The organism is Haloarcula litorea, assembly GCF_029338195.1.
Lineage (GTDB): Archaea > Halobacteriota > Halobacteria > Halobacteriales > Haloarculaceae > Haloarcula > Haloarcula litorea.
Genome location: NZ_CP119779.1, coordinates 3,008,179 through 3,030,017, shown reverse-complemented (window position 1 = coordinate 3,030,017; position 21,839 = coordinate 3,008,179). Strand labels below are relative to the sequence as shown.

General features: G+C 67.4%; 26 protein-coding genes, 2 tRNA genes and 1 pseudogene. 15 read left to right on the top strand and 14 right to left on the bottom strand.

The features are described 5' to 3' along the window. The first annotated feature begins 256 nt into the window (after nucleotides 1–256). The 4 genes from P0592_RS16185 (at nucleotide 257) to P0592_RS16170 (ending at nucleotide 1,968) form a co-directional block, all read left to right on the top strand. Nucleotides 257–613: a hypothetical protein gene (locus P0592_RS16185; protein WP_276271944.1), complete on the top strand. Its 357-nt coding sequence runs from the start codon at nucleotides 257–259 to the stop codon at nucleotides 611–613. Continuing rightward, nucleotides 613–1,344, top strand: a complete 732-nt coding sequence (locus P0592_RS16180) for a hypothetical protein (protein ID WP_276271943.1) — start codon at nucleotides 613–615, stop codon at nucleotides 1,342–1,344. The genes P0592_RS16185 and P0592_RS16180 overlap by 1 nt, the downstream gene beginning before the upstream one ends. A 102-nt stretch (nucleotides 1,345–1,446) precedes the next feature. Continuing rightward, on the top strand, nucleotides 1,447–1,680 hold the full coding sequence (locus P0592_RS16175; protein WP_276271942.1) for a hypothetical protein: 234 nt from the start codon (nucleotides 1,447–1,449) through the stop codon (nucleotides 1,678–1,680). 6 nt (nucleotides 1,681–1,686) lie between these two features. After that, complete coding sequence (locus P0592_RS16170) at nucleotides 1,687–1,968, top strand: hypothetical protein (RefSeq protein WP_276271941.1); 282 nt, start codon at nucleotides 1,687–1,689, stop codon at nucleotides 1,966–1,968. 207 nt (nucleotides 1,969–2,175) lie between these two features. Here P0592_RS16170 and P0592_RS20290 read toward each other — a convergent pair. Further along, nucleotides 2,176–2,268 (bottom strand): annotated as a pseudogene (locus tag P0592_RS20290) (hypothetical protein); the annotation flags it as partial. 113 nt (nucleotides 2,269–2,381) lie between these two features. Here P0592_RS20290 and P0592_RS16160 point away from each other — a divergent pair. Further along, nucleotides 2,382–2,528, top strand: coding sequence for a hypothetical protein (locus tag P0592_RS16160; protein WP_276271939.1), 147 nt, complete (start codon nucleotides 2,382–2,384; stop codon nucleotides 2,526–2,528). A gap of 132 nt (nucleotides 2,529–2,660) precedes the next feature. Here the strand turns inward: P0592_RS16160 and P0592_RS16155 are convergent, their stop codons facing one another. The 5 genes from P0592_RS16155 to P0592_RS16135 all read right to left on the bottom strand — a co-directional run bounded on the left by P0592_RS16155 (nucleotide 2,661) and on the right by P0592_RS16135 (nucleotide 5,171). Then, complete coding sequence (locus P0592_RS16155; RefSeq protein WP_276271938.1) at nucleotides 2,661–2,861, bottom strand: hypothetical protein; 201 nt, start codon at nucleotides 2,859–2,861, stop codon at nucleotides 2,661–2,663. 668 nt (nucleotides 2,862–3,529) lie between these two features. Next, nucleotides 3,530–3,709, bottom strand: a tRNA-Trp gene (locus P0592_RS16150). Between the two features lie 135 nt (nucleotides 3,710–3,844). Beyond that, the gene (locus P0592_RS16145) at nucleotides 3,845–4,072 is read right to left on the bottom strand and encodes a DUF5795 family protein (protein WP_276271937.1); all 228 of its coding nucleotides are present in this window, start codon (nucleotides 4,070–4,072) and stop codon (nucleotides 3,845–3,847) included. Nucleotides 4,073–4,110: 38 nt separating this feature from the next. Beyond that, the gene (locus tag P0592_RS16140; RefSeq protein ID WP_276271936.1) at nucleotides 4,111–4,998 is read right to left on the bottom strand and encodes a DUF5794 domain-containing protein; all 888 of its coding nucleotides are present in this window, start codon (nucleotides 4,996–4,998) and stop codon (nucleotides 4,111–4,113) included. Between the two features lie 5 nt (nucleotides 4,999–5,003). Further along, nucleotides 5,004–5,171: a hypothetical protein gene (locus P0592_RS16135; protein WP_276271935.1), complete on the bottom strand. Its 168-nt coding sequence runs from the start codon at nucleotides 5,169–5,171 to the stop codon at nucleotides 5,004–5,006. A gap of 195 nt (nucleotides 5,172–5,366) precedes the next feature. Here P0592_RS16135 and guaB point away from each other — a divergent pair, with 195 nt between their 5' ends. After that, entirely contained in the window at nucleotides 5,367–6,851 is a 1,485-nt protein-coding gene (gene guaB / locus P0592_RS16130; protein WP_276271934.1) for an IMP dehydrogenase, read from the top strand. 172 nt (nucleotides 6,852–7,023) lie between these two features. Here the strand turns inward: guaB and P0592_RS16125 are convergent, their stop codons facing one another. Further along, complete coding sequence (locus tag P0592_RS16125) at nucleotides 7,024–7,248, bottom strand: hypothetical protein (RefSeq protein ID WP_276271933.1); 225 nt, start codon at nucleotides 7,246–7,248, stop codon at nucleotides 7,024–7,026. A gap of 94 nt (nucleotides 7,249–7,342) precedes the next feature. Here P0592_RS16125 and P0592_RS16120 point away from each other — a divergent pair, with 94 nt between their 5' ends. Continuing rightward, nucleotides 7,343–7,780, top strand: coding sequence for a GNAT family N-acetyltransferase (locus tag P0592_RS16120; RefSeq protein WP_276271932.1), 438 nt, complete (start codon nucleotides 7,343–7,345; stop codon nucleotides 7,778–7,780). 176 nt (nucleotides 7,781–7,956) lie between these two features. On the opposite strand, the gene P0592_RS16115 is transcribed toward P0592_RS16120, so the two are convergent. Continuing rightward, a tRNA-Lys gene (locus P0592_RS16115) sits at nucleotides 7,957–8,030 on the bottom strand. A 163-nt stretch (nucleotides 8,031–8,193) separates the two neighbouring features. Here P0592_RS16115 and P0592_RS16110 point away from each other — a divergent pair. Continuing rightward, a complete protein-coding gene (locus P0592_RS16110) occupies nucleotides 8,194–9,654 on the top strand; it encodes a DHH family phosphoesterase (RefSeq protein ID WP_276271931.1) in 1,461 nt (486 codons plus the stop codon). Here P0592_RS16110 and P0592_RS16105 read toward each other — a convergent pair. Together P0592_RS16105 and P0592_RS16100 are read right to left on the bottom strand one after the other, a co-directional pair. Next, the gene (locus P0592_RS16105; protein WP_276271930.1) at nucleotides 9,651–9,956 is read right to left on the bottom strand and encodes a PRC-barrel domain-containing protein; all 306 of its coding nucleotides are present in this window, start codon (nucleotides 9,954–9,956) and stop codon (nucleotides 9,651–9,653) included. The two genes, P0592_RS16110 and P0592_RS16105, sit on opposite strands and share 4 nt — an antisense overlap. Before the next feature lie 134 nt (nucleotides 9,957–10,090). Then, nucleotides 10,091–10,528, bottom strand: coding sequence for a DCC1-like thiol-disulfide oxidoreductase family protein (locus P0592_RS16100; protein WP_276271929.1), 438 nt, complete (start codon nucleotides 10,526–10,528; stop codon nucleotides 10,091–10,093). Nucleotides 10,529–10,619: 91 nt separating this feature from the next. On the opposite strand from P0592_RS16100, the gene P0592_RS16095 reads away from it, so the two are divergent. The 4 genes from P0592_RS16095 to P0592_RS16080 all read left to right on the top strand — a co-directional run bounded on the left by P0592_RS16095 (nucleotide 10,620) and on the right by P0592_RS16080 (nucleotide 13,010). Beyond that, nucleotides 10,620–11,045, top strand: a complete 426-nt coding sequence (locus P0592_RS16095) for an SRPBCC domain-containing protein (protein ID WP_276271928.1) — start codon at nucleotides 10,620–10,622, stop codon at nucleotides 11,043–11,045. Between the two features lie 61 nt (nucleotides 11,046–11,106). Continuing rightward, nucleotides 11,107–11,508 (top strand): thioredoxin, encoded by a 402-nt coding sequence (trxA, locus tag P0592_RS16090; protein WP_276271927.1) that lies wholly within the window; start codon nucleotides 11,107–11,109, stop codon nucleotides 11,506–11,508. An 85-nt stretch (nucleotides 11,509–11,593) separates the two neighbouring features. Next, nucleotides 11,594–12,277 carry a metal-dependent hydrolase gene (locus tag P0592_RS16085; protein ID WP_276271926.1) on the top strand — a complete coding sequence of 228 codons (684 nt, stop codon included), beginning with the start codon at nucleotides 11,594–11,596 and terminating at the stop codon, nucleotides 12,275–12,277. 46 nt (nucleotides 12,278–12,323) lie between these two features. Beyond that, nucleotides 12,324–13,010 (top strand): protein sorting system archaetidylserine synthase, encoded by a 687-nt coding sequence (locus P0592_RS16080; protein ID WP_276271925.1) that lies wholly within the window; start codon nucleotides 12,324–12,326, stop codon nucleotides 13,008–13,010. Between the two features lie 9 nt (nucleotides 13,011–13,019). Here the strand turns inward: P0592_RS16080 and P0592_RS16075 are convergent, their stop codons facing one another. After that, nucleotides 13,020–13,802 carry an alpha/beta fold hydrolase gene (locus P0592_RS16075; RefSeq protein WP_276271924.1) on the bottom strand — a complete coding sequence of 261 codons (783 nt, stop codon included), beginning with the start codon at nucleotides 13,800–13,802 and terminating at the stop codon, nucleotides 13,020–13,022. A 160-nt stretch (nucleotides 13,803–13,962) separates the two neighbouring features. Here P0592_RS16075 and P0592_RS16070 point away from each other — a divergent pair, with 160 nt between their 5' ends. Both P0592_RS16070 and P0592_RS16065 read left to right on the top strand, forming a co-directional pair. Beyond that, nucleotides 13,963–14,202, top strand: coding sequence for a DUF7127 family protein (locus P0592_RS16070; protein ID WP_276271923.1), 240 nt, complete (start codon nucleotides 13,963–13,965; stop codon nucleotides 14,200–14,202). Beyond that, nucleotides 14,202–16,472 carry a CDC48 family AAA ATPase gene (locus P0592_RS16065; RefSeq protein ID WP_276271922.1) on the top strand — a complete coding sequence of 757 codons (2,271 nt, stop codon included), beginning with the start codon at nucleotides 14,202–14,204 and terminating at the stop codon, nucleotides 16,470–16,472. The genes P0592_RS16070 and P0592_RS16065 overlap by 1 nt, the downstream gene beginning before the upstream one ends. Before the next feature lie 188 nt (nucleotides 16,473–16,660). On the opposite strand, the gene P0592_RS16060 is transcribed toward P0592_RS16065, so the two are convergent. Then, entirely contained in the window at nucleotides 16,661–17,998 is a 1,338-nt protein-coding gene (locus tag P0592_RS16060; RefSeq protein ID WP_276271921.1) for a sensor histidine kinase, read from the bottom strand. Between the two features lie 92 nt (nucleotides 17,999–18,090). Here P0592_RS16060 and P0592_RS16055 point away from each other — a divergent pair, with 92 nt between their 5' ends. Further along, nucleotides 18,091–18,927 carry a cytochrome c oxidase subunit 3 gene (locus tag P0592_RS16055; RefSeq protein ID WP_276271920.1) on the top strand — a complete coding sequence of 279 codons (837 nt, stop codon included), beginning with the start codon at nucleotides 18,091–18,093 and terminating at the stop codon, nucleotides 18,925–18,927. On the opposite strand, the gene P0592_RS16050 is transcribed toward P0592_RS16055, so the two are convergent. Then, nucleotides 18,924–19,430, bottom strand: a complete 507-nt coding sequence (locus tag P0592_RS16050; RefSeq protein ID WP_276271919.1) for a DUF7979 domain-containing protein — start codon at nucleotides 19,428–19,430, stop codon at nucleotides 18,924–18,926. The two genes, P0592_RS16055 and P0592_RS16050, sit on opposite strands and share 4 nt — an antisense overlap. 3 nt (nucleotides 19,431–19,433) lie before the next feature. Continuing rightward, a complete protein-coding gene (locus tag P0592_RS16045; protein ID WP_276271918.1) occupies nucleotides 19,434–21,704 on the bottom strand; it encodes a DUF6789 family protein in 2,271 nt (756 codons plus the stop codon). Between the last annotated feature and the right edge of the window lie 135 nt (nucleotides 21,705–21,839).

Below are 21,839 nucleotides of genomic sequence, written 5' to 3'. Positions count from 1 at the left end.
AAATGGCAGGTATAGGGCTCGGAGGATAGGATTGGGCACTGGGTCGGCTTGTCACGTGCATCGACAGAACTGACACTGATCCACATCGCCCAGTCGTGGCTGATAGATATGCACACCTACTGAGAGCGTGATTCATCTCGACGGCCGTTGAAACGATCCCCTCACGATTGTATCGCTATGCGATGGAGCGATTGAGGTGGTGATGTCTAATCCAGTAATCAAAGTTTATTGACTGGTATGTCCACGAATGAAAAGTATGCTAATAGGTGAGCTACTGGACGGTGCCGTGATCGTCGTTGGAGATCTCGGTACGCTAGAATCAGTTTTCGAGATCTATCCACCACTCGTGCTGTTGGGAACCTATCTCGCGGCAACAGGTGCGTATCTGATAGCTGCCGACGATCTGGACAATTTTGTCGGACTCTGGTTGGTGATGACTGTCATCTACCCACCGGTATTGGTCTGGCAAATAAACAATATGGACATGACCCGTGAGATCATCCTCGGATATTCACTCGCAGATAGCACTGTTGCACTACCAATAGTGTTGATGTTGCCGGTCGCCTACATCCTCGTTCAATCGCTACAGGACCGGTTTCAGGAGGTCGCGTGATGGTCGTCTCCTGGTTCTTTGATTACTTCCCCCCGTGGCTGGCGATAGTTCTCGTAACTGTCGGATCTGTCCTTGTTACCTGGGGTCTGCCGTTCGTCGACCCCGATAGTGAGTTCGCCGTAGAGGCTCCGAAAGGTGTTTTCGGTGCGCTTGTACTCGGTATTGGAACTGGACTTACGATCTGGGGCGCACGAGGGACAGCCTCATTCAACACTGTCGTCGTGGGAATCATCCTCTTGGGTTCGTTTATGCAGGGAGCGGTCGCGGTCAATTTCTACCGGAAAGTCTATAATTTCGTTACGAACGGCTCGCTCCCTTCAGGCGGTGGATTCAAGCGGAAGATCGCTGGTCAGCTCCTGATACTGTTCCTGTTACTTGTGTCACTGTGGGGGGTCATTTATCTCACAATCTGGGGTGGCTTGGACCTCGGTATACAGGATACTGTGCGACTATACTGGACCGTCGCTACCGTTATCATTAGTGTTGTGGGACTATCCACACGCTTTTGGTTTATGCAGAGTGGATTCCCTCCGCAAATAATGTTCGGAGGGATTTTCCTCATCACTGGAGCGGAAATATTCAATTTACAGTTAGAGCTGGAACTGACGACGTTCGTCTTATCTCATATAGCCTATGCACTCGGATTCTGGATAGCAGTGTATCTCTTTGTCAATTCAGTTCGCGATTCGAATCGTAAGGCCAGACGCCAGTATGCCAAAATAAGTGACTGATTTCGTTGTCTGTTCGTAGAAAGCGTACTCACCCTGCCGCCGTCCGAACACGTTCTCGTCGAGCGTCCGCTCGGCGGCGATACGCTGGATCACCTCGCACTCGTGCAGCTCGGGTACATCGCCGTCGCACACCCGCACGGCCCACACCCGCTCGCCGAGCCGGTCGACCGTGAGGTGCGCGTCCTGGGGCTCGCCGTCGTCGTCGAGCAGTCTGCTGACGGTGGCGGGGCGATCTTCGGCGGCGGCGGGAACATCCTGACGCCGATGAACGCCCTGATCGGTGTGCTGTTCCTGCTGGGAGCGTTCGACCCGGTCAAACGGAAGATAACGGGATGATAGCGGATGTCCTCATCCGCTGATCTGGACCTCGGAAGCGGCAGCGGGACGGACACGCTGACCGGCATCACCAGCTACCTCCAGGGCGGTGGCAGCGCCGGGACGATTCTCTCGGCGTCCTTTATCGGGCTGGTCGTCAGCCCGTTCGTGGCGTTCGCCGATATCGTCCTTCCGGCCCGCTGCACCACGTTTTTCCATCCGGCGACTGACGGTGCTGGTGTTCTGTGTCCGACTCCAATCCAGTCCAGTGTGCAATCTGTGGATGGACGGGTGAACAGTCCGATCTGAACAACGCAAACTCTCCGCCTGTCTGCCCCGCCTGCGGCGAGTCTGTGAAGACGGATTGAGGCAACAGCCTCTCTCGACCGCGCCTCCGACTTCTGGAACAAGTCGCTCGGGGGCGAGTATCGATCGCCTACCCCCGACGACGGCCGGGTCCAGCACCCGAGACCACCGCAGTTGGGCACACTCGCCCTCGCGACGGTCTACCTCGTACCACGAGCCACGCAGATGCTCGTCGACGATACTCGCCGGGACGACGACCAGCCCGACGAGTTCCTTCGCCGCGCTCTCGTCGTAGACGGCCAGCAGGTACGTCGCGGCGTTGTCGACCAGACCCGTGCTGGCAGCCGTCGCGGCATTTGAAACACCAGGAGCCGTGGGCGTCTCGGGACCCTTTCGACCGCTCGCGGACGCAGGCGTTGACCTCCAGCTCGTCGCCGGCCTCGACCAGCGGGGTCGCCCACCGGACGGGCACGCTGGCAGTCAGCGTCGACGGGTCCAACGGCCCGGTCGCGACGGCGTCGACGACCAGCGTCTCCACGTCGGTCCCGATCGCCTTCGGCTGAGCGAGCGTGCGGCTCACGCCCCAACCCTCCTGAGACGGCTGATCTTCTCGGTCGGATTCTAGGGCCGGACGTGGGCCCACCGTCGCCGTAGGCCCGGACGGTCGCCCCAGCAGGTGCTCGCGGGCGACGTAGCTACGCATCCGACTCACCTCCGGGCAGATCGTCGCCGGCACGGAACAGCCGCGAGCCGTCCTTCCGGGTCGAACAGCGCGGGCAGAGATCGTCGACCGCGACCTCGTCGGCGTCCTCGGGCTGATTCGGCAGGAGGTCCCGCCAGCGCTTCGCGGTGGGCATCTCGTCGCCACACTCGTCGCACTCGAAGGTATCCGTCACTGCGACCCCTCCGGATTAGCGCCGGTGGCCTGTCTGCGGTGCTGAGGGAATCCGACCAGCAAACGTATGATAGCCGCCTTAGTTTGAGCGCTTGTGGACGAGGATGCCCTCCAGCAGCGTCTCGACGTTGCTCTCCTCCTCTTGGGAGCGAACTTTCTGCTACTGCTCGCATTCGGATTCAACTACGCCCCCGAAATTTCGGTTGGTGTACTGGCTCTCGTAGGACTGATTGCAGTCGGTCGCCGGAGCGTCGACTGGGTCTCCGGGATTGCAAAGCCGGCACCACCCTTTGACCGGCCGCCGTCGCACCGCATCTCGGGGTTCGTCGCGACCGCGAACTCGACGACACTCTCGCGGCCGTCGGGGAGACACTGCCCGCAGAGGTCCCATCGCTGGGCGCGATCAGAGTCGGTCGGGGTAGTCTGCCACGGTGGAGTTGCACGGCGTCGCCAGCGTGATCGTCACGCGCGACACCTCCGACCGTCGTCAGTCGCTGGACAGCGCCGGTCGGCCTCCCTGATTGGCTCCCACAGAACTCACAGATGAGGGGAAGTTCCTCTGTGGAGGACCGGTTGAGGCTCACAGCGGCCACCTCCCGCGACCGCGACAGCCAGTTCTGGGCCCCGAAACGAAAGCGGAGAAAAACACCGCTTTACTTTTGTAGTGAATGGGGTCGGAGGGATTTGAACCCCCGATCGGCTGATATCTCCGTCCTGCGCCTCGGAACTCCAGAGGGTCATCGTCGCCGGCGGTGATCAGCCGCCCGCTCAGTATATCAGCCCTCGAAGTCTCGTCCCAGGCGCGTGGCCTCTGGAGTCAGCCGCCTTCCCGGACTAGGCCACGACCCCGCACTCCGTCGTACGCCGATTCCCATTAAATGGATTTCGATACCCGGACGGGTCGGAGTGATCGTCGGACGTCTGTCCCGCACCGACCGTCCGACGACTGGCGCTCGGAGCCGTGACTCGTCACGACGATCACTGTCAGTCCCGGTCGGTCTCCGCCCAGTCGCAGTCCTGACACTTGTAGCCGGTGACGAACTCCAGCGCGGAGGGCATGTACCCGACCGTGACGACGTTGCCGCCACACTCCGGACACTCCCGGTCGGCGTCCTCGATCTGTTCGGCGTCCATCACGCTCTCGCCCTCGATGAGTTCGGCGAGGCTCTCGGGGGTCTGCATCCGACCCTGTACGACGCGGTTCTCGGCCATACCGGAGACCGGAGCGTCAGCGGCCTAAACCTTCCCCATCAGAGCCACGGGGCCCGTTCCTGATCGGGGTCGTACTCCACGGCTGCCCCGTCGTCGGTCTCCTCGTCGGCGGCGACGCCCTGTGAGGCCCCGCCGTCGGCGAAGGCGGCGGTGAGGTCGACGGCGTCGGGGTGGTACTCCGTGTGGCGCTCGCGGGCCTCGTCGGGGTCGAACGACAGCAGCGCCGTCACGATCAGGGCCACCAGCGCGACGGGGGCGTCGGTCGGCATCAGGCCGAGGACGGAGAACGCGAGGATCCCCAGCGCGACGGCGCTGCCGAACCGGAACCGGTCGATGTCGACGGCGTTGCGGAGCCACGGACTGGCCAGCGCCACCGCGAGCGCGAACGCGACGCCGATGCCGGCCGTGGCCGCCGCGCGGAGCAGCGTCGCGACGTTGGCTTCGAACACCAGCGTCGCGCCCGCCGGGTCGAGGCTCGCCAGCAGGCCCAGCGCGACGACGATCGCCGGCCTGGGGAGGATCTCCCCGATGCGGGCACTGGCAGTCTGGGCGGCGATGGTGACGATGACGATGCCCGCGAACCGTTTGAGGACGTCCGGCCGGACCAGCGCCTCGATGGTCGGGGCCAGCGCCGCCTCCAGGACGGCGACGGGGATCAGTATCGCGCCGATGAGCAGGACCGTCGTGGCCTGCTCGCGGGGGCCGCCGTCGAGCTCCGCGAGGACGACCGCGACCATCGCCGACCCGCCGAAGACCAGCAGGCCGACCTCGAGCATCCCGGTCCAGGTCGACAGCGCGCCGGCCAGGACGAGCACCGGGAAGATGCCGTCGACCAGCGGGAGGCCCATCACGGTCGCGAGCAGGCGGCCACCGCGACCGAACTGCCGCTCGAAGTCGAGTGCGACCGGGTGTCTGGAGCTACTCATACGGGCTACGGACGGGGATACCCCGGTACCCGACGGGTGGTTTCCGCGCCGGCGCGGACGCACTGCGACCACCACGCGTGCTTACCGAACCCCTTCCAGAATGTCAGCGTCGACTCCGTCGAGGACGTCGCTCGTCGGTCCGCGTCGACAACCCTGGGTTCGGTCAGGCGCATATCTGTAACTATCTTTCACCGGAGTATAAACGTTGTGTGAGTAACGGCCGCACACCTCACGAAACGTGTGAAACGACGCCACACCACGGGACACGCGTCCAGTTGTGAGTGACTGTGACGAACACTCCGTGTGACGGACCACCGCGGACCGGCGAGTCTCGCAACGCTTTTGCCGGGGCGTCGTGGACGGCTTACATGGCGAAGGATTCCGAGCGGTTCTCCGAGAAACTCCGGGTTCCAGAGGCGTTGACCTTCGACGACGTACTGCTCCGACCCAAGGAGTCCCGCGTCGAGCCCGACGAGGCCGACGTGAGTACGCGCGTCTCCCGCTCCGTCGAGCTGAACGTGCCGGTCCTGACGGCCGCGATGGACACCGTCACCGAGAGCGATATGGCCATCGCGATGGCTCGCGAGGGCGGTCTGGGCGTCCTCCACCGTAATATGGACGACGACGAGATGGCCGCCGAGATCGAGCGGGTCAAGCGTGCCGACGAGCTCATCATCCGGGACGTCGTGACCGCCAGCCCCGGCCAGACGGTCCGGGAGGTCGACGAGATGATGGAGCGGGAGGGCGTCTCCGGCGCGCCGGTCGTCGACGACGACACCGGCGAAGTGCTGGGGGTCATCTCCGGGACGGACATCCGCCCCTACCTCGAGGTCGGCGATTCCGACGCCGTCACCGAGGCGATGACCGACGAGGTCATCACGGCCCCGGAGGACGTGACGCCCCGCGAGGCGCTGGAGCTGATGTACGACCACAAGATCGAGCGGGTCCCCATCGTCGACGGCGAGAACCGCCTCGTCGGTCTCGTGACGATGAAGGGCGTCCTCCAGCGCCGCGAGTACGACGACGCCGCCAGAGACGCGGACGGCGGGCTCCGGGTCGGCGCTGCGGTCGGGCCGTTCGAACTCGACCGCGCCCGGACGGCCGACGACGCCGGCGCGGACGTGTTGTTCATCGACTGCGCCCACGCGCACAACGCGAACGTCATCGAGAGCGCCCGCGAGATCAAGGGCGAGGTCGACGCGGACGTCGTCGTCGGCAACATCGGTACCCGAGAGGCCGCGGAGGCCGTCGTCGACTTCGCCGACGGCGTGAAGGTCGGTATCGGGCCGGGCTCGATCTGCACCACGCGGGTCGTCACCGGGGCCGGGATGCCCCAGATCACCGCCGTGGCGCAGGTCGCCGACGTGGCGAGCCGGCACGACGTGCCCGTCATCGCCGACGGCGGCATCCGCTACTCCGGCGACGCCATCAAGGCCATCGCCGCGGGTGCCGACGCCGTGATGCTGGGCTCGTACTTCGCCGGCACCGACGAGGCACCGGGCCGGGTCATCACGATGAACGGCAAGAAGTACAAACAGTACCGCGGGATGGGCAGCGTCGGCGCGATGAACGAGGGCGGCGGCGAGCGCTACCTCAAGGAGGAGGAAGAGAACGAGGAGTACGTCCCCGAGGGCGTCGAGGCCGCCACGCCGTACAAGGGCTCGCTGGAGTCGGAACTGCACCAGCTCGTCGGCGGGATGCAGTCCGGGATGGGGTACGTCGGCGCGGAGACCATCCCGGAGTTCAAGGACCGCTCGGAGTTCGTGCGGGTCTCCGCGGCCGGCCAGCAGGAGAGCCACCCGCACGACGTGATGATCACCGACGAAGCGCCCAACTACAGCCCAGACAGCTAACTGTCGGCGGTCTGGCAGGCGGGGCTGCAGAACCCGTTTTCGGCTGCGTTGGCGCTCGGGTGCACGACGAAGCTGTCACCGCAGTTCGTACACTCGATGGTCTCGAAGTCGGACATAGCGGCCGGCCGTACAGCCGGCTCACAAAAATGCGTTTCCCACGCGGCCCGGTCGGTCAGTCGTAGTAGTCGTCGTCGAGGGGGAGGTCGACGTCGACTTCGGTGACGGACTCGACGGGCGAACGGAGCGCGAGCGTCTCGCTACACTCCGGGCAGTCGACCGCCACCTCGACGTAGATGCGACCCATCTCCGTCTCGATGTCCAGAACGTCGGCGTCGGCGGGGTAGAGGTACTCGGCCGACAGATCGTGCTCGTGGTCGGAGGCGTACTCGGGAGCCATACGTGCGTCGTTGGACCTCTCCCCTGGAGTCGTTTACGATCGGTGTCACGTTCGAGAACGCAAGCTACTCCCCCCGGGGACGCGAGGTGCCGATATGACGTCCCCGGAGTGGTTCGTCGGTGACGACCCCGCCCTCGTCGACCGCGCGAAGACGGTCCGTCGCGCCGTCTTCATCGAGGAGCAGGGCGTCAGCGAGGCCGAGGAGATGGACGGCAAGGACACTGACGCGACCCACGTGCTCGGAGCTGTCGACGGGAGCCCCGTCGCGACGACCCGGCTCCGGTTCGTCGACGACGCGACGGTCAAGGTCGAGCGCGTGGCGGTCCTCGACGACTACCGCGGCGAGGGCCTCGGACAGGGAGTGATGCGCGTCGCCGAGCGGGTCGCGGCCGACGCCGGTGCGGTCGAGGCACAGCTGCACGCCCAGACCCACGTGCGCGGGTTCTACGAACAACTCGGCTACGAGGCACACGGCGAGGAGTTCGAGGAGGCGGGCATCCCCCACGTCGCGATGGAGAAACGGCTCGGCTAGTCGCTCTGCTCGTCGGATCGGTTGCCGCCTGCGTCACTGGATCGTCCCGTGGCTGGCCGGCGGTCGGGTCGCAGAAGCGGGCCGAAAGGGATTTGAACCACGGTCGGAGCAAAGCTCCTCCCTGATTCGAATCCCTTTATAAACGCCTCGCTCCTCACGTCCGTTCGTCGCAGAAGCGGGCCGAAAGGGATTTGAACCCTCGACCGACGGCTTAAGAGGCCGTCGCTCTGCCAGACTGAGCTATCGGCCCTGCGTCCCAGTGTTACGCAGGGGTTTGTAAATACGTTTCCTTTCGAACCGCCCGACGTGGGCGATGTGGTCCCAACGGCGGTGACGGCCGCCGACCGACCCCCACCGCCGGACTGACCGGGAGACACTGTGATATAAGTGGGTCCCGACCCCACGAGAGCCTAATGAGTGCAGCCAGCGGCATCACGATGGCCTCGATGTCCACGTACGCGATCCTGGGGTGTGGGAGCGTAGGCCACGCCGTGGCGGAGGAGCTCGTCAACGAGGGGAAGGACGTGCTCATCCTCGACGCCGACGAGGGGCGAGTGGAAGCGCTGCGGGATCAGGACCTGAACGCCAAGCAGGCCGACATCGCCGAGGACGACATCGTCGACACCGTCGCGGACCGCGACGTGATCCTCATCATGTCCTCCGACGTCAACGCCAACGCCGAGGCGGTCCGTGCCATCCGGGCGGGTGACGGCGAGCAGTTCATCGTCGCCCGGGCCGACGACCCGGTCTCCGCCGACGAACTGACGGACCTGGGTGCCGACGTCGTCATCAACCCCTCGTCGGTCATCGCGGACTCGGCGCTCCGGGCGCTGGAGACCGGCGAACTGGAGTACCGCGCCACGCAGCTGGCTGACGTCATCGACGGGACGGGCGAGCGGATGGCGATTCTCATCCACCGCTCGCCGGACCCCGACTCGATCGCGTCGGCCGCGGCGCTCCGAGCCATCGCCGAGAGTCGCGACGTGGCGGCCGACATCATCTACGAGGGGGAGATCGGGCACCAGGAGAACCGCGCGTTCGTCAATCTGCTCGGGATCGAACTGTCCGCTCGCGAGGCCGTCGACCTCGCCGACTACGACACCTTCGCCCTGGTCGACGTGGCCAAGGGCGGCGAACCCGACATCGACGACATCGACATCATCGTCGACCACTACGAGCACGATCACGACCACGACGTGGCGTTCTCGGACATCCGGCCGAACGTCTCGGCCACCTCGACCATCCTGACGAAGTACATCCAGGAGCTTGACCTCTCGCTGGACCAGACCGTCGCCACCGCGCTGCTGTACGGCATCCGGGCGGAGACGCTGGACTTCAAGCGCGACACCACGCCGGCGGACCTGACGGCCGCGGCCTACCTCTATCCCTTCGCCGACCACGACACGCTGGAACAGGTCGAGTCGCCGTCGATGAGCCCGGAGACGCTGGACGTGCTCGCCGAGGCCATCCGCAACCGCGAGGTCCAGGGGAGCCACCTCGTCTCGAACGCCGGCTTCATCCGCGACCGTGACGCGCTCTCACAGGCCGCACAGCACCTCCTGAACCTGGAGGGGATCACGACGACGGCCGTGTTCGCCATCGCCGACGACACCATCTATCTCGCGGCCCGCTCGAAGGACATCCGGATGAACATCGGGAAGGTGCTCTCGGACGCCTTCGGCGATATGGGCGAGACGGCGGGCCACTCCACCGACGCCAGCGTGGAGATCCCGCTGGGGATCTTCACCGGGCTGGACACCAGCGACGACAACCGGGACACGCTGCTGGAACTGACCGAAGAAGCCGTCAAGCGGAAACTGTTCGAGGCGATGGGCGTCGACAGTTCGGGCGGCGAGAGCCCGAACGGGAACTAGGCGGGGACCTCTTCCTCGTCGTCGTCGGACTCCGGTTGCCCGAGCCGCTCGACGATGTCGTTGACGATGACGACGTCGCCGACGGCCTGGACCCACCGGTACGGGAGGATGACGCCCCGGGAGCTCCGTGTCTCCGCGCTGAACAGTTCGTTGTTGAGCTGGTGTAGCGCCAGCCCGGTCACCGACTCGCGGTCGAGGTTCAGCCGGAGGTCCTCCACCTCGCCGACGAAGACCCCGTTGTTGGAGTACACCTCGCGGCCGACCAGCGTCGTGATCTCCTGTGGGACGCGCTCCTTGTCCATACCGAACTGCTGGGTCGGGCGGGTCTTAAACTTTCAGTGCCGTCGGGCAGGCGTCAGACGGACCGCTGCAGCGTGAGCTAACCGAACGGAGCGTCGTCGCCCGGGCGTCGGCAGTCGGACCGGGAGCGGGCGTCTCAGGCGATGGTCCCCGACGAGCCGTCCCGGCGTTCGGCGGCCCCGGCGAGCGCGTCGAAGGCGTCGCGTCCGCCCTCGGAGAGCGGATACGTCTCGTGGTAGTCGTCGGGGTCCCGGCCCCGCCCGCTGGCCAGCCCGACGGCCGTCGCGATGCGCTCGTAGTTGTCCCGGACGAGCGACCCGACGATGCCGGGCATCCCCGCGCGACCGGCCAGTTCCTCGGCCGCGGCGCGGCCGGCGTGGACGCGCCCCTCGTCGGCGTCGACGAGGACCATCGCGAACGGCGTGTCGCCGAACTGGGCGTCGAGGAACGACTGCGCGCGGTCGTCGTACCACGAGATCGCCCCCACCTCGTCGAGTTCCCGCAGCGCGCGGGCGGCCACGGAGCAGTACGGACACTCGCCGTCGTAGATCAGGACGCTCCCGAAGCGGGCCATACGGGACCGTACGTGCCGTAGCCGCATAAGTCCGGCACGAGCGCCCGCCGCAGACGAGGATTTTTGCCGGGCGACTCCCAACGCCCGGCCGATGCCGGAGATATCGGCGAGCGTCGAGGTGCCCGCGCCGCCAGCGGTCGTCTGGGAGGTCCTGACGGACACCGACGCCTACCCTCGGTGGAACACCCTGCTGACGGTCAGCGGGGACCTCGAGGCCGGCGAGACGGTCGCCGCACGGCTGTCGGTCCCCGGTCTGCCGACGGTCTCGTTCTCGCCGACGATCACGGCCGTCGAGCCGGAACGGGAACTGCGCTGGGAGTCGTCTCTGCTGGGGTTCGACGCCGAACACGTCTTTCGCCTCGAACCGACCGACGACGGGGGGACCCGGTTCGTCCAGACCGAGACCGTCGACGGCCCGCTGGCCGGCCGGGTCGTCGGCCGGCTGGACCGCCGGCTCCGTCGCGGGTTCGAGCAGATGAACGTCGGGCTCCGGCGGCGCGCGACGGAACTCGCCTGAGGCTGTGCGTGGCCGGCACACGCTCGGAGCGGTTAAACGGAGTCGGCACGTACGATGGCGTATGAGCGACGCTGCCGACGATACAGAGCGGGAGGCGATCCGAGAGGCAAAGCGAGAGCGGCTCCGCGATCGGGCGACGAGCCCGGACGAACCGGTCCACGTCGAGAGCACGGCCCACTTCGAGGAACTCGTGAGCGACAACCGCCTCGTGCTCGTGGACTGTTACGCCGACTGGTGTGGCCCCTGCAAGATGCTCGCGCCGACCGTCGAGGCAATCGCCGCAGAGACCGCCGCCGTCGTCGCGAAGGTCGACGTGGACGAACACCAGGACGTCGCACAGCGACACGGCGTCCGCGGGATCCCGGCGCTTTTCCTCTACGTCGACGGCGAGGTCGTCGAGCGGCTCGTCGGCGTCCAGGACGAGGCGACACTGCGGGACCTGATCGCCGAGCACGAGGCGTAGCGCGGTCGGTGTCGCCGTCCGCGGCCGGGCGATGGTGTGGTACCCCACCACAACACTCATTCTCCTCCTGTCGAATTGACGGAGTATGCCATCGCTGGTCGTCCACTACGCGCTGGTGGGTCTGCTGGCGGCGACGCTGCTCGGTGCTGCGTTCGACCGCCGCTCGCTGTTGCTCTCGCTGGCCGTCGTCACGTTCCCCGACGTGGACGCGTTCATCGGCCTCGTCTCGCAGGCCGGCCACCGCACGGCGACGACGAACCTCGTCATCCCCGCCGTCCTCGCCGTCGTCCTCGCGGTCGACCTGTACGGCCGCGAGGAGTCGTACGTTCGGTCGCGCTGGGGTGCCTACGGCGTGCGTGTGGCGTGGTTCTGTGTGTTCACCTACGCGGTCGGCCACGTCCTCTTCGACGCGGTGACCGGCGGCGCGAACCTGCTGTGGCCCATCCACGACGAGTTCTACGTCTTCCGGGGGAGACTGGAGCTGTCCAGCCAGCGGGGCATCGTCCAGACGTTCGTCGAGTGGAACACCGGGGGCGGCGGATCAGGGAGCGGTGGCGGCGGTGGCGGCCCCTCCCTGAAGTCCATCGGCAACACGAGCACCGTCCAGATGGACACCGGCGTCGACCCCAACCCCGGGCAGGCGGAGCCGGAGAACGTCGACCGGATCTTCCCCGTCGTCCGCGGCGGCTGGCAGCTGTACCTGCTCGTCACGGGGACGCTCGCGACGGCGGCCCGGCTCGTCGTCGGCCACGACCTGTCCGAGGAGTAGGCCGCGTTCCGACCGTTTGATATGGGCGGTCCCCCACCGGACCGGCATGGGCTTCGAGGTCACTCGCAGACTCAGTGTCGCCGACGCGGTCACGCTGGTCAACGCCGTCGTCGGGTTCGCGGCCGGCGCGGTGGCGTTCGCCGACCTCCACCTCGCCGCTCGCCTCCTCCTCGTGGCCGTCATCGTCGACGCGCTGGACGGGATCGTCGCCCGGACGAGCGACAGTTCCGAGGTCGGGCCGCTGCTGGACTCCATCACCGACGTCGTCTCGTTCGGCGTGACGCCCAGCCTGTTCGTCTACGTCCTGCTGACCGACGCCGTCGGCGGCGCGGGCTCCGTCGGCGTCCTCGCCCTCACCGGGACTCTCCTCGTCGCGTCGCTGTACGCCGTCCTCTCGGTCGTCCGGACCGCGTTCTACTCGACGTACGTCGACGGGGCCGACGAGCGACCGGGGATGCCGAACGCCCTGGGTGCGATTGTCCTCGCGACCGCCTACCTCGCCGGCGTCCAGACCCCGTTCGTCGTCGCGGGCGGGATGACCGTCCTCGCCGTGGCGCAGATCGCGCCGTTCGACTACCCCAAGCCCGGGGTGAAGGCGGTCGGTCCGATGGGGGTCGTGCTGTTCGGGTCCGTCGTCGCCCCGAGGGCGCTGGGCCGTGTGGCCCCCCGGATTATGCTCGTCGTCGCCCTCCTCTTTTTCGCGCTCGGGCCGCGGTACTACTGGCCTGACTGACGGTGCCGCTCACCCGTCGGCGCGCGCCGCGAGGAACTCCGCGACGACGTCGTTGAACGCGTCGGGAGCCTCCAGCATCGTCAGGTGGGCGGCGTCGGGGACGAACGCGAACTCCCCGTCGGGGATCTCCCGGGCCAGCCGCTCGTGGTACGCCCGGGGGGTGAGCTGGTCGTGTTCGCCACAGACGGCCAGCGTCGGGACGTCGATCGCCGAGAGCCGGTCCGTCACGTCGAACCGATGGCAGGTGAGGAAGTCGCGGCGGGTCACCGCCTGACCCGTCTCGCGCATCTCGCTGCGGGACCGGTCAAGCAGCGCCTCGTCCGCGTCGTGGAACAGGCGGTCCCGGCCGTGGAGGAACTCGACGGCGCGCTCGAAGTCGTCGGTCAGCCACTCTCGCAGACCGTCGTACACCGGCAGCGACGGGCCGGTGCCGACGAGGACGAGCGCTTCGGGCGACCAGTCACTCTCGATGGCGACCCGCTGTGCGACCGCACCGCCCAGGGAGTTCCCGACGAGCACGTCCGCGTCGGTGGCCGCCGCGACGGCGACGGTGTCCTCGACGTACGCGTCCAGCGTGGCCGGCCCCGCCGCCGTCGCCACGTCCTCTGAGTCCCCGTGGCCGCTGAGGTCGAGCGCGACGGCAGGGTGGGACGGTCCGTCCGGTCCGTACTGTCGCACCCACGCTCGGTGTGTCGCGCCGCTGCCGTGGACGTACAGGGCCGTGGGACCCGTCCCGTCGCCCTCGACGACCCGATACGCGGTCGCCCGTCCGTCGTGTGTGACGGTCTCCATACCGCGGGAGACGCTCGCGGCCCCGATAAAACGACGGTCGAGCCGGACCGCCGTCGTCCGATCGGTGTGAACCGCAATCAAGCAACTAACCGGCAAACGACGCCGTATTGCGGTTTTGAGCGATAGATTTATATACTTATGGCGGTTACTTGTAGTTAGGATGAATACAGAACAGCAGCTGTTCGACGAGACGCCGCTCCGCCGGTTCGAGTACGACGACAGCGTCGTGCTCGCGGCGGACGTGGGTCCCGAGACGGACGCCAGCGTGGACGTCGTCGACGGGACGGTCATCGTCGTGGCGGACGACGAGCAACGCGAACAGGACGTCCCCGAGGGCGCACGAGCGTTTATCAACAACGGCGTCCTCACTATCGAACTGTCGGACGAGGAGGACATCTAATGAAACTCACTGTCAAACCCCTCAAGCAGAAGGACGCGGGGCGCGGGCTCGCGGCCATCGACCGCGCGGCGATGGACGAGATGGACCTCGAGAACGGCGACTACATCGTTCTCGACGGCGGGAGCCGTGCCGTCGCGCGCGTCTGGCCGGGCTACCCCGAGGACGAGGGCAAGGGGATCGTCCGGATCGACGGCCAGCTCCGACAGGAGGCCGGCGTCGGCATCGACGACGGCGTCACCGTCGAGAAGGCCGACGTGAAGCCGGCCACCGCCGTCACGGTCGCGCTCCCCCAGAACCTCCGGGTCCGTGGCAACGTCGGCCCGATGATCCGCAACAACCTCAGCGGCCAGGCCGTCACGCAGGGACAGACCGTCCCCGTGAGCTTCGGCCTCGGCCCGCTGTCGTCGATGTCGGGTCAGAAGATCCCGCTCAAGATCGCCGAGACCGACCCCGCCGGGACCGTCGTCGTCACCGACCAGACGGAGATCCAGGTCAGCGAGAAGCCGGCCGAGCAGATCCGTGGCGGCGAGGACACGGAGGGTGAGACCGGCTCGCCGGACGTGACCTACGAGGACATCGGCGGCCTCGACGACGAGCTCGAACAGGTCCGTGAGATGATCGAGCTGCCGATGCGCCACCCCGAGCTGTTCCAGCAGCTCGGCATCGAGCCGCCGAAGGGCGTCCTGCTGCACGGCCCGCCGGGCACCGGCAAGACCCTGATGGCGAAGGCCGTCGCCAACGAGATCGACGCCCACTTCACGACCATCTCCGGGCCGGAGATTATGTCGAAGTACTACGGCGAGAGCGAGGAGCAGCTCCGCGAGGTCTTCGAGGAGGCCTCCGAGCAGTCGCCGGCCATCGTCTTCATCGACGAGATCGACTCCATCGCGCCCAAGCGCGGCGAGACCCAGGGCGACGTGGAACGCCGCGTCGTCGCCCAGCTCCTCTCGCTGATGGACGGACTGGAGGAGCGCGGGCAGGTCATCGTCATCGGCGCGACCAACCGCGTCGACGCCATCGACCCCGCGCTGCGCCGCGGCGGCCGGTTCGACCGAGAGATCGAGATCGGCGTCCCCGACAAGGAGGGCCGCAAGGAGATCCTGCAGGTCCACACCCGCGGGATGCCCCTGGCCGAGGACATCGATCTCGACGAGTACGCCGAGAACACCCACGGCTTCGTCGGCGCGGACCTCGCCTCCCTGACCAAGGAGTCGGCGATGAACGCGCTCCGGCGCATCCGGCCGGAACTGGACCTCGAGTCCGACGAGATCGACGCCGAGGTCCTGGAGAAGCTGGAGATCACCGACGACGACGTCCGCGAGGCCAAGAAGGGCATCGAGCCCTCGGCGCTCCGGGAGGTGTTCGTCGAGGTCCCCGACGTGACTTGGGACTCCGTCGGCGGACTCGGCGACACCAAAGAGCGGCTCCGCGAGACCATCCAGTGGCCCCTGGAGTACCCCGACGTCTTCGAGTCGATGGACCTCGAAGCCGCCAAGGGGGTCCTGCTGTACGGCCCGCCCGGCACCGGGAAGACGCTGCTGGCGAAGGCCGTCGCCAACGAGGCCCAGTCGAACTTCATCTCGGTGAAGGGGCCGGAACTGCTGAACAAGTTCGTCGGCGAGTCCGAGAAGGGCGTCCGCGAGGTGTTCAGCAAGGCCCGGGAGAACGCCCCGACGGTGGTGTTCTTCGACGAGATCGACTCCATCGCGACCGAACGCGGCGGCGGGCAGACCGACTCCGGCGTCGGCGAGCGCGTCGTCTCGCAACTGCTGACGGAACTGGACGGCATCGAGGAGATGGAGGACGTCGTCGTGGTCGCGACCACCAACCGCCCGGACCTCATCGACAGCGCGCTCCTGCGTCCGGGGCGGCTCGACCGGCACGTCCACGTCCCCGTCCCCGACGAGGACGCACGGCGCGCCATCTTCGACGTCCACACCCGCGACAAGCCCCTGGCCGACGACGTGGACCTCGACAGTCTCGCCCGGCGGACCGAGGGGTACGTCGGTGCCGACATCGAGGCCGTGGCGCGCGAGGCGTCGATGGCCGCGACCCGGGAGTTCATCAACAGCGTGGACCCCGAGGAGATCGGCGACTCCGTCAGTAACGTCCGGGTGACGATGGACCACTTCGAGACGGCACTCGACGAGGTCGGCCCCAGCGTCACGGAGAAGACCCGGGAACGCTACGACGAGATCGAGGAGCGGTTCGACACCGCCGAACCCGGCGTGAGCGACGAGGACGACAAGTTCGGTCGGACGTTCCAGTAGTACCTTTTTACGTCCCCCGTTCTCCTCGTGCGCTCTCCGAGCGCGTTGCCGGGAACGGGGTCGCAAAAGTCTACGTTAAAAACTCCGCCACGCTCGCTCGCGAGAACGCTCTGCGACCTCGCCGCTCGCGCGAAGTGAGACCGCGCCTTCGGCGCGGTGTGCTTCACTGCGGCCGCACCGTCCCCAACTCAGTTGAGGACGACCTCGACGCCGGTCAGTTCGACCCGAGCGCCGCCGGCCTCTCCGTCACCGACGGACAGCGTCCAGCCGTGGTCGTCGGCGATGCTCCGCGCGACGTACAGCCCGAGCCCCGCGTTCTCCGGGACCGTCGTGAACCCCGCCTCCACGACCTGGGAGACCGGATCGGCGTCGATCCCCGAACCGTCGTCGGCGACGTAGAACCCGTCGGCCGTGTCACCGACGGTGACGCCGACGGTCGGGCCGCCGTGTTCGAGCGCGTTCTCGTACAGCGTCTCGAACAGCAGCCGCGTGCTGTCGGGATCGCCGACGAGCACGGCGTCGCCCGCGATCGTCAGCGAGGCCGCGCTCGTCGCCGTCGTCCGCCAGGCGTCCCGGGCGATCGCGGACAGGCGCAGTTCCGACGCGTCACACTCGTCGGTCACGCCGGTGGTCAGGTCGACCACGTCGTCGACGATGGCACTGAGACGGTCGTGCGACGCTGCGACGTCGTCCAGGTAGGGGTGCTCGGCGTCGAGACAGTCCAGCCGACCCGTCGCGACCTGCAGTTCGTTTCGCATCTCGTGGGCGGCCTTCAGCGCGACCTTCCGCAGCCGTTCGTTGGACCGCCGGAGTCGCTGTTCCTGGTGCCGCCACTCGGTGACGTCTCTGGTCATTCCGACGAGGCCGGCGATCTCGCCGTCGGGACCGAACCACGGTACCTTCGCCGAGACGAGGTGGCTGTCGAGTTTCCGGGAGTACTCCTCGATGCCGGTCAGCGGCTCGCCCGACTCGACGACGCGTTCGTCGTCCTCCGCGATGGCCTGTCGGAACACGTCCGACTCGTCGTCCTCGACGCGGTCGTCGCGCCGGCCCAGCACCGGCGTCGGGTCGATGTGCTGGTGATTGGTGAGGACGTGCCTGGCCTCGTCGTCCTTGACGAACAGGTGGACGGGGAACTGCTCGAACAGCGAGAGGAAGACCGACTCGACCGGCGTCGCGCTCCGGGCGGCGTCCGTCTCGCCGTCGCCGAGGACGGCGCTCAGCCGCTCCGCGAGCGTCTCGTCCGACGGCGCGACGGCGAGCGGCTCCGACAGCGAGGCCGGCTCGGTCGTCCGGTCGCGGACGACGACCGGGAGCTCCGGAAACAGCTGTCGCGCCGCCCGGGCGATGTCGACACCGCGCCCGTCGCGGATCTCGTCGTCGACCAGCAGTCCCGCGAACGGGTCCCGACAGAGGCGGAGGAGGGCGTGGCCCGGGGAATCGTCGACGACCAGGTCGGGACGGTCGGCGGTCCCCAGCTCCTCGGGACTGTCTTCGGTGACGGCGAGAACCGGCGGCCGGGTCATTAGACGTATGTTACACAGTACCACAGCTAATTCTTTCGGTGTCGATCCCCCTCGGCGCAGTTATTTAACGCAGGCGGCCGGACACCACGCCTATGGCAGAGGTGACGGAGACGGACACGCCCCCGGAGGCGGCCGACCACGGCGGCGAGGAGCACGCGCACGAGAGTCGCTGGCCGCTGCCCGCCGCGCTCGGGGCCGGAGCGCTGTACCTCGGCGCGGGGCTCTACTTCGTCGGGCTGGACCTCGTCCCCGCGCTGCTCCCGGCCGTGCTCGTCGGCGTCGGCGTCTTCGGACTCGTCGGCGGGCTGGCCGGCTGGACCTACGAGGCGTTCGTCGCCGACGCCCTCGAATCCCGCGGGACCGCGCGCGACGACGTCTACGCCGCCGGGATGGTCCTCTTTCTCGTCTCCGACGTGGCGACGTTCTCCGCGGGGTTCGTCTACTACGCGTTCGTCCGCGTCGGCGCGTGGCCGCCCGAGCACCTGCCGCCGGTGCTGGGCTCGCTCGTCGTCGTCAACACCGCCCTGCTGGTCGCCAGCAGCATCACGCTGCACTACGGTCACGAGGCGCTGGAGGCGGGGAACCGCCGGCGCTTCCTCGGCCTCCTCGGCGCGACGGTCGCGCTCGGCGTCGTCTTCCTCGGCGGCCAGATGTTCGAGTACTACGAACTGCTGGTCGCCGAGGAGTTCACCCTCGCAAGCGGCGTGTACGGGAGCGCCTTCTTCGGGCTGACGGGACTGCACGGCCTGCACGTCGCGCTGGGCGTCGTCCTGCTCGGGCTCGCGTTCGGGCGGGCGCTGCGGGGCGAGTACGCTCCGGAGCGCGACACCGGCATCCGGACGGCGTCGCTGTACTGGCACTTCGTCGACGGGGTCTGGCTCTTCCTCGTCGTGGTGCTGTACGTCGGCGCGACGCTGGGCGCGAGCTAACCCCGTGCACGCTCCTCCAGTGCGACCAGTTTCCGGTAGATCGGCGGCGTCAGGATGGCCAGCCCGCCGAAGGCGATCGCGAACACGCCCAGCGGGAACTGCAGCGGCGCGGCGTCGAAGCAGGGGTTCTCCGAGACGACGGTGACGTAGTGGCGCTGTCCCTCGTAGACGACGATCGAGCCGTTGCGAAACGCCGCCGCGTTGGGGAACGCGCCCTCCACGTGGGCCTCGCCTACCGGGTCGTCGAGGGCTTCGGTGAACGCCGCTCGTTCGGCCTCGGAGAGTGCCTCGAACTGGAACCGCGCGAGAGTCGGCGCGGCCTGTCCGAACCGCCGCTCGGTCGCTGCCGGGTCCTCGACGGCGATCGTCGGGTCGCCACACTCGGAGATGTCCTGCTGGATGATGGCGTAGCCGCCGGGGACGGCCGCGCCGATGCCGACCGCGACCAGCAGGACGCCGACGAACGGCGCGACGTACGTGAAGACGGCGCTGTCGGCCGCCATCGGTCAGCGCCGCCCCTCCCGTGGTCCCCGCGAGCGGAGGTACTGGAACGTCACCGTCAGTCCGAGCCCGTACGCCCAGTGAGCCACGAGGACGAACCCGAGGTAGCCCACCAGCGCGAGACCGGCCTGCCCGGTGTAGAAGGCGACGGCGAACCCCGTCGAGATGAGCGTCGCGAACACCAGCCCCGTCTCGAACATCAGCTGCCCGGGGAGGTAGTCCGAGAACGCGAGGAACAGCAGCGGCCAGGTCACGGTGCCGCCGACGAGGAACAGCAGCGTGCCGAGCAGCGGGTCCGGGCCGAGACCGACCAGCTCCGCGATCTCGCCGAAGGAGGCGGGATCGAGGACGTCGACGACGACCGCGGTGCCGAGCCCGCCGGCCATCAGCACCGTCCCGACGAAGCCGCCGACGGCCGCACGGCCGGCGTTCCGGTAGACGTTCTCGACGACGCTGCCGACGCCGCCCAGCATCCCGATGGGCTCCAGTTCCGGCGCGTAGGCCCGTCGGGTCGACTCCGGCGTCGCCGGTTCGAGGTCGTACTTCTCGATCATCCGCTCCTCGAACCACTGCCACTCGCGGGTGAACTGGTTCGTCGCCTTGAGGTCCCAGGGATCGGTCGTCCGGACCACGTCGCCGCGCCAGTACGACGCGACCATGTTGTAGAGCCACAGCAGCGCGCTCAGACCGATGACGTAGGCCCCGACGGTGGCGATCTGGTTCGCGACCTGGTACTCCGGCGGGTAGATAGCCTGCCGCCGCGGGAGCCCGAGGCCGCCGATGACGAGCAGCGTCATAAAGGTCACCGTCGAGCCGAAGATGACGAGTCCCGACTGGAACTTCGCCAGCCGCCGGTCGTACCACCGGCCGGTCATCAGCGGGTACCAGTAGTACCCGGCGGCCATCATCATAAACGGGATGATGCCGACGACGATGAGGTGGAAGTGGCCGACGACGTAGTAGGTACCGTGGTAGAGGATGTCGATGGGGACGACCGCGAGGAAGACGCCGGTGACGCCGCCGACGATGAACGTCCCGATGCTGCCAGCACAGAGGATGAAGGGCGCGGAGGTGTCGATCTCGCCGTCCCACATCGTCGTCAGCCAGTTGAACACCTTGATCGCGCTCGGCACCGCGATGGCGATGGAGATCGCCATGAACGACGCCTTCAGGCGCGGGTCGACGCCGCTCGTGAACATGTGGTGTGCCCAGACGCCAAAGGAGAGGACCCCCAGTCCCAGCGTCGAGTAGACGATGAACTTGTAGCCGAACAGCTTGCGGCCGACGAACTTCGGCAGCACGGTGCTCATCAGTCCCGTCGCCGGCAGGAACAGGATGTACACCTCCGGGTGGCCCCAGAACCAGAACAGGTGCTGCCAGAGGATGGGACCGCCCCCGCCCGTCGCGAAGAACGCGGTGCCGAGGTTCCGGTCGAGCAGCAGCATCACCAGCGCGCTCCCGAGCAGCGGGAACGCGAACAGCGCCAGCCCGCTCGTCACCAGCATGTTCCACGAGAAGATGTCGAGGTCGCCCCAGGAGACGGCGTCGGCCCGCTCGTAGGCGATGGTGACGATGAAGTTGATCGCGCCGACGGTGGTCGCGATGCCGCTGAGGTGCAGTCCCAGCAGGAGCAGGTCGATCTGTGGGTTGGGCTGCTGGACCGACAGGGGCGCGTACAGCGTCCACCCGACGCTGACCTCGCGGACGGTCAGGAAGAACCGGATGGCGTCCTCGGGCAGGAACAGGCTCAGCACCTGGCCGCCCACCTGGACGAGGAGTCCCATCCGGGCCAACAGGAGCGCCGGCGGCAGCAGCCAGAAGCCGATGGCGTTGACCCGCGGGAAGGCCATGTCGTCGGCTCCGATCAGCAGCGGGACGAAGTAGTTCCCGATGCCGAAGAAGACCGGCAGCACGAAGAAGATGAGCATCGTCAGCCCGTGGGTCGTGAACAGGGCGTTGTACGTCTCCGGCGTCCAGATGTCGGCCGGCGGCGTCAGCAGCTCCGTCCGCAGCATCATCGCGTCCGTGCCGCCCCACAGCCCGGCCGCGGTCCCGAAGACGATGTAGAGGACGCCGATGTCACGGTGGTTCGTGGTCGTCAGCCACCGATAGAGCTGTGACTGGAGTCTGTCGACCTCGAAGGCGATCTCCTCGCGAGTGGTGTACCCGCCGTCGCTCTCCGCCCGGACGGCCCGCCGGGAGCGGAGCCACAGCACCAGGAGGCCGCCGGCCAACAGCGCCAGCAGCGTCCCCTGGACGACCGCGCGGTCCGTCATCGGTAGCGGTCGGCGTGGAGGGCGGTCGCCGGCGAGACAGTGACAGATGGCATACCTCTCCCTGAGAATGCCTCGGCCATAAAGCTACGCTGGCGGGCGGTGTCACTCGGTCGCCGCGTCGCTTTCGCGGGGCGA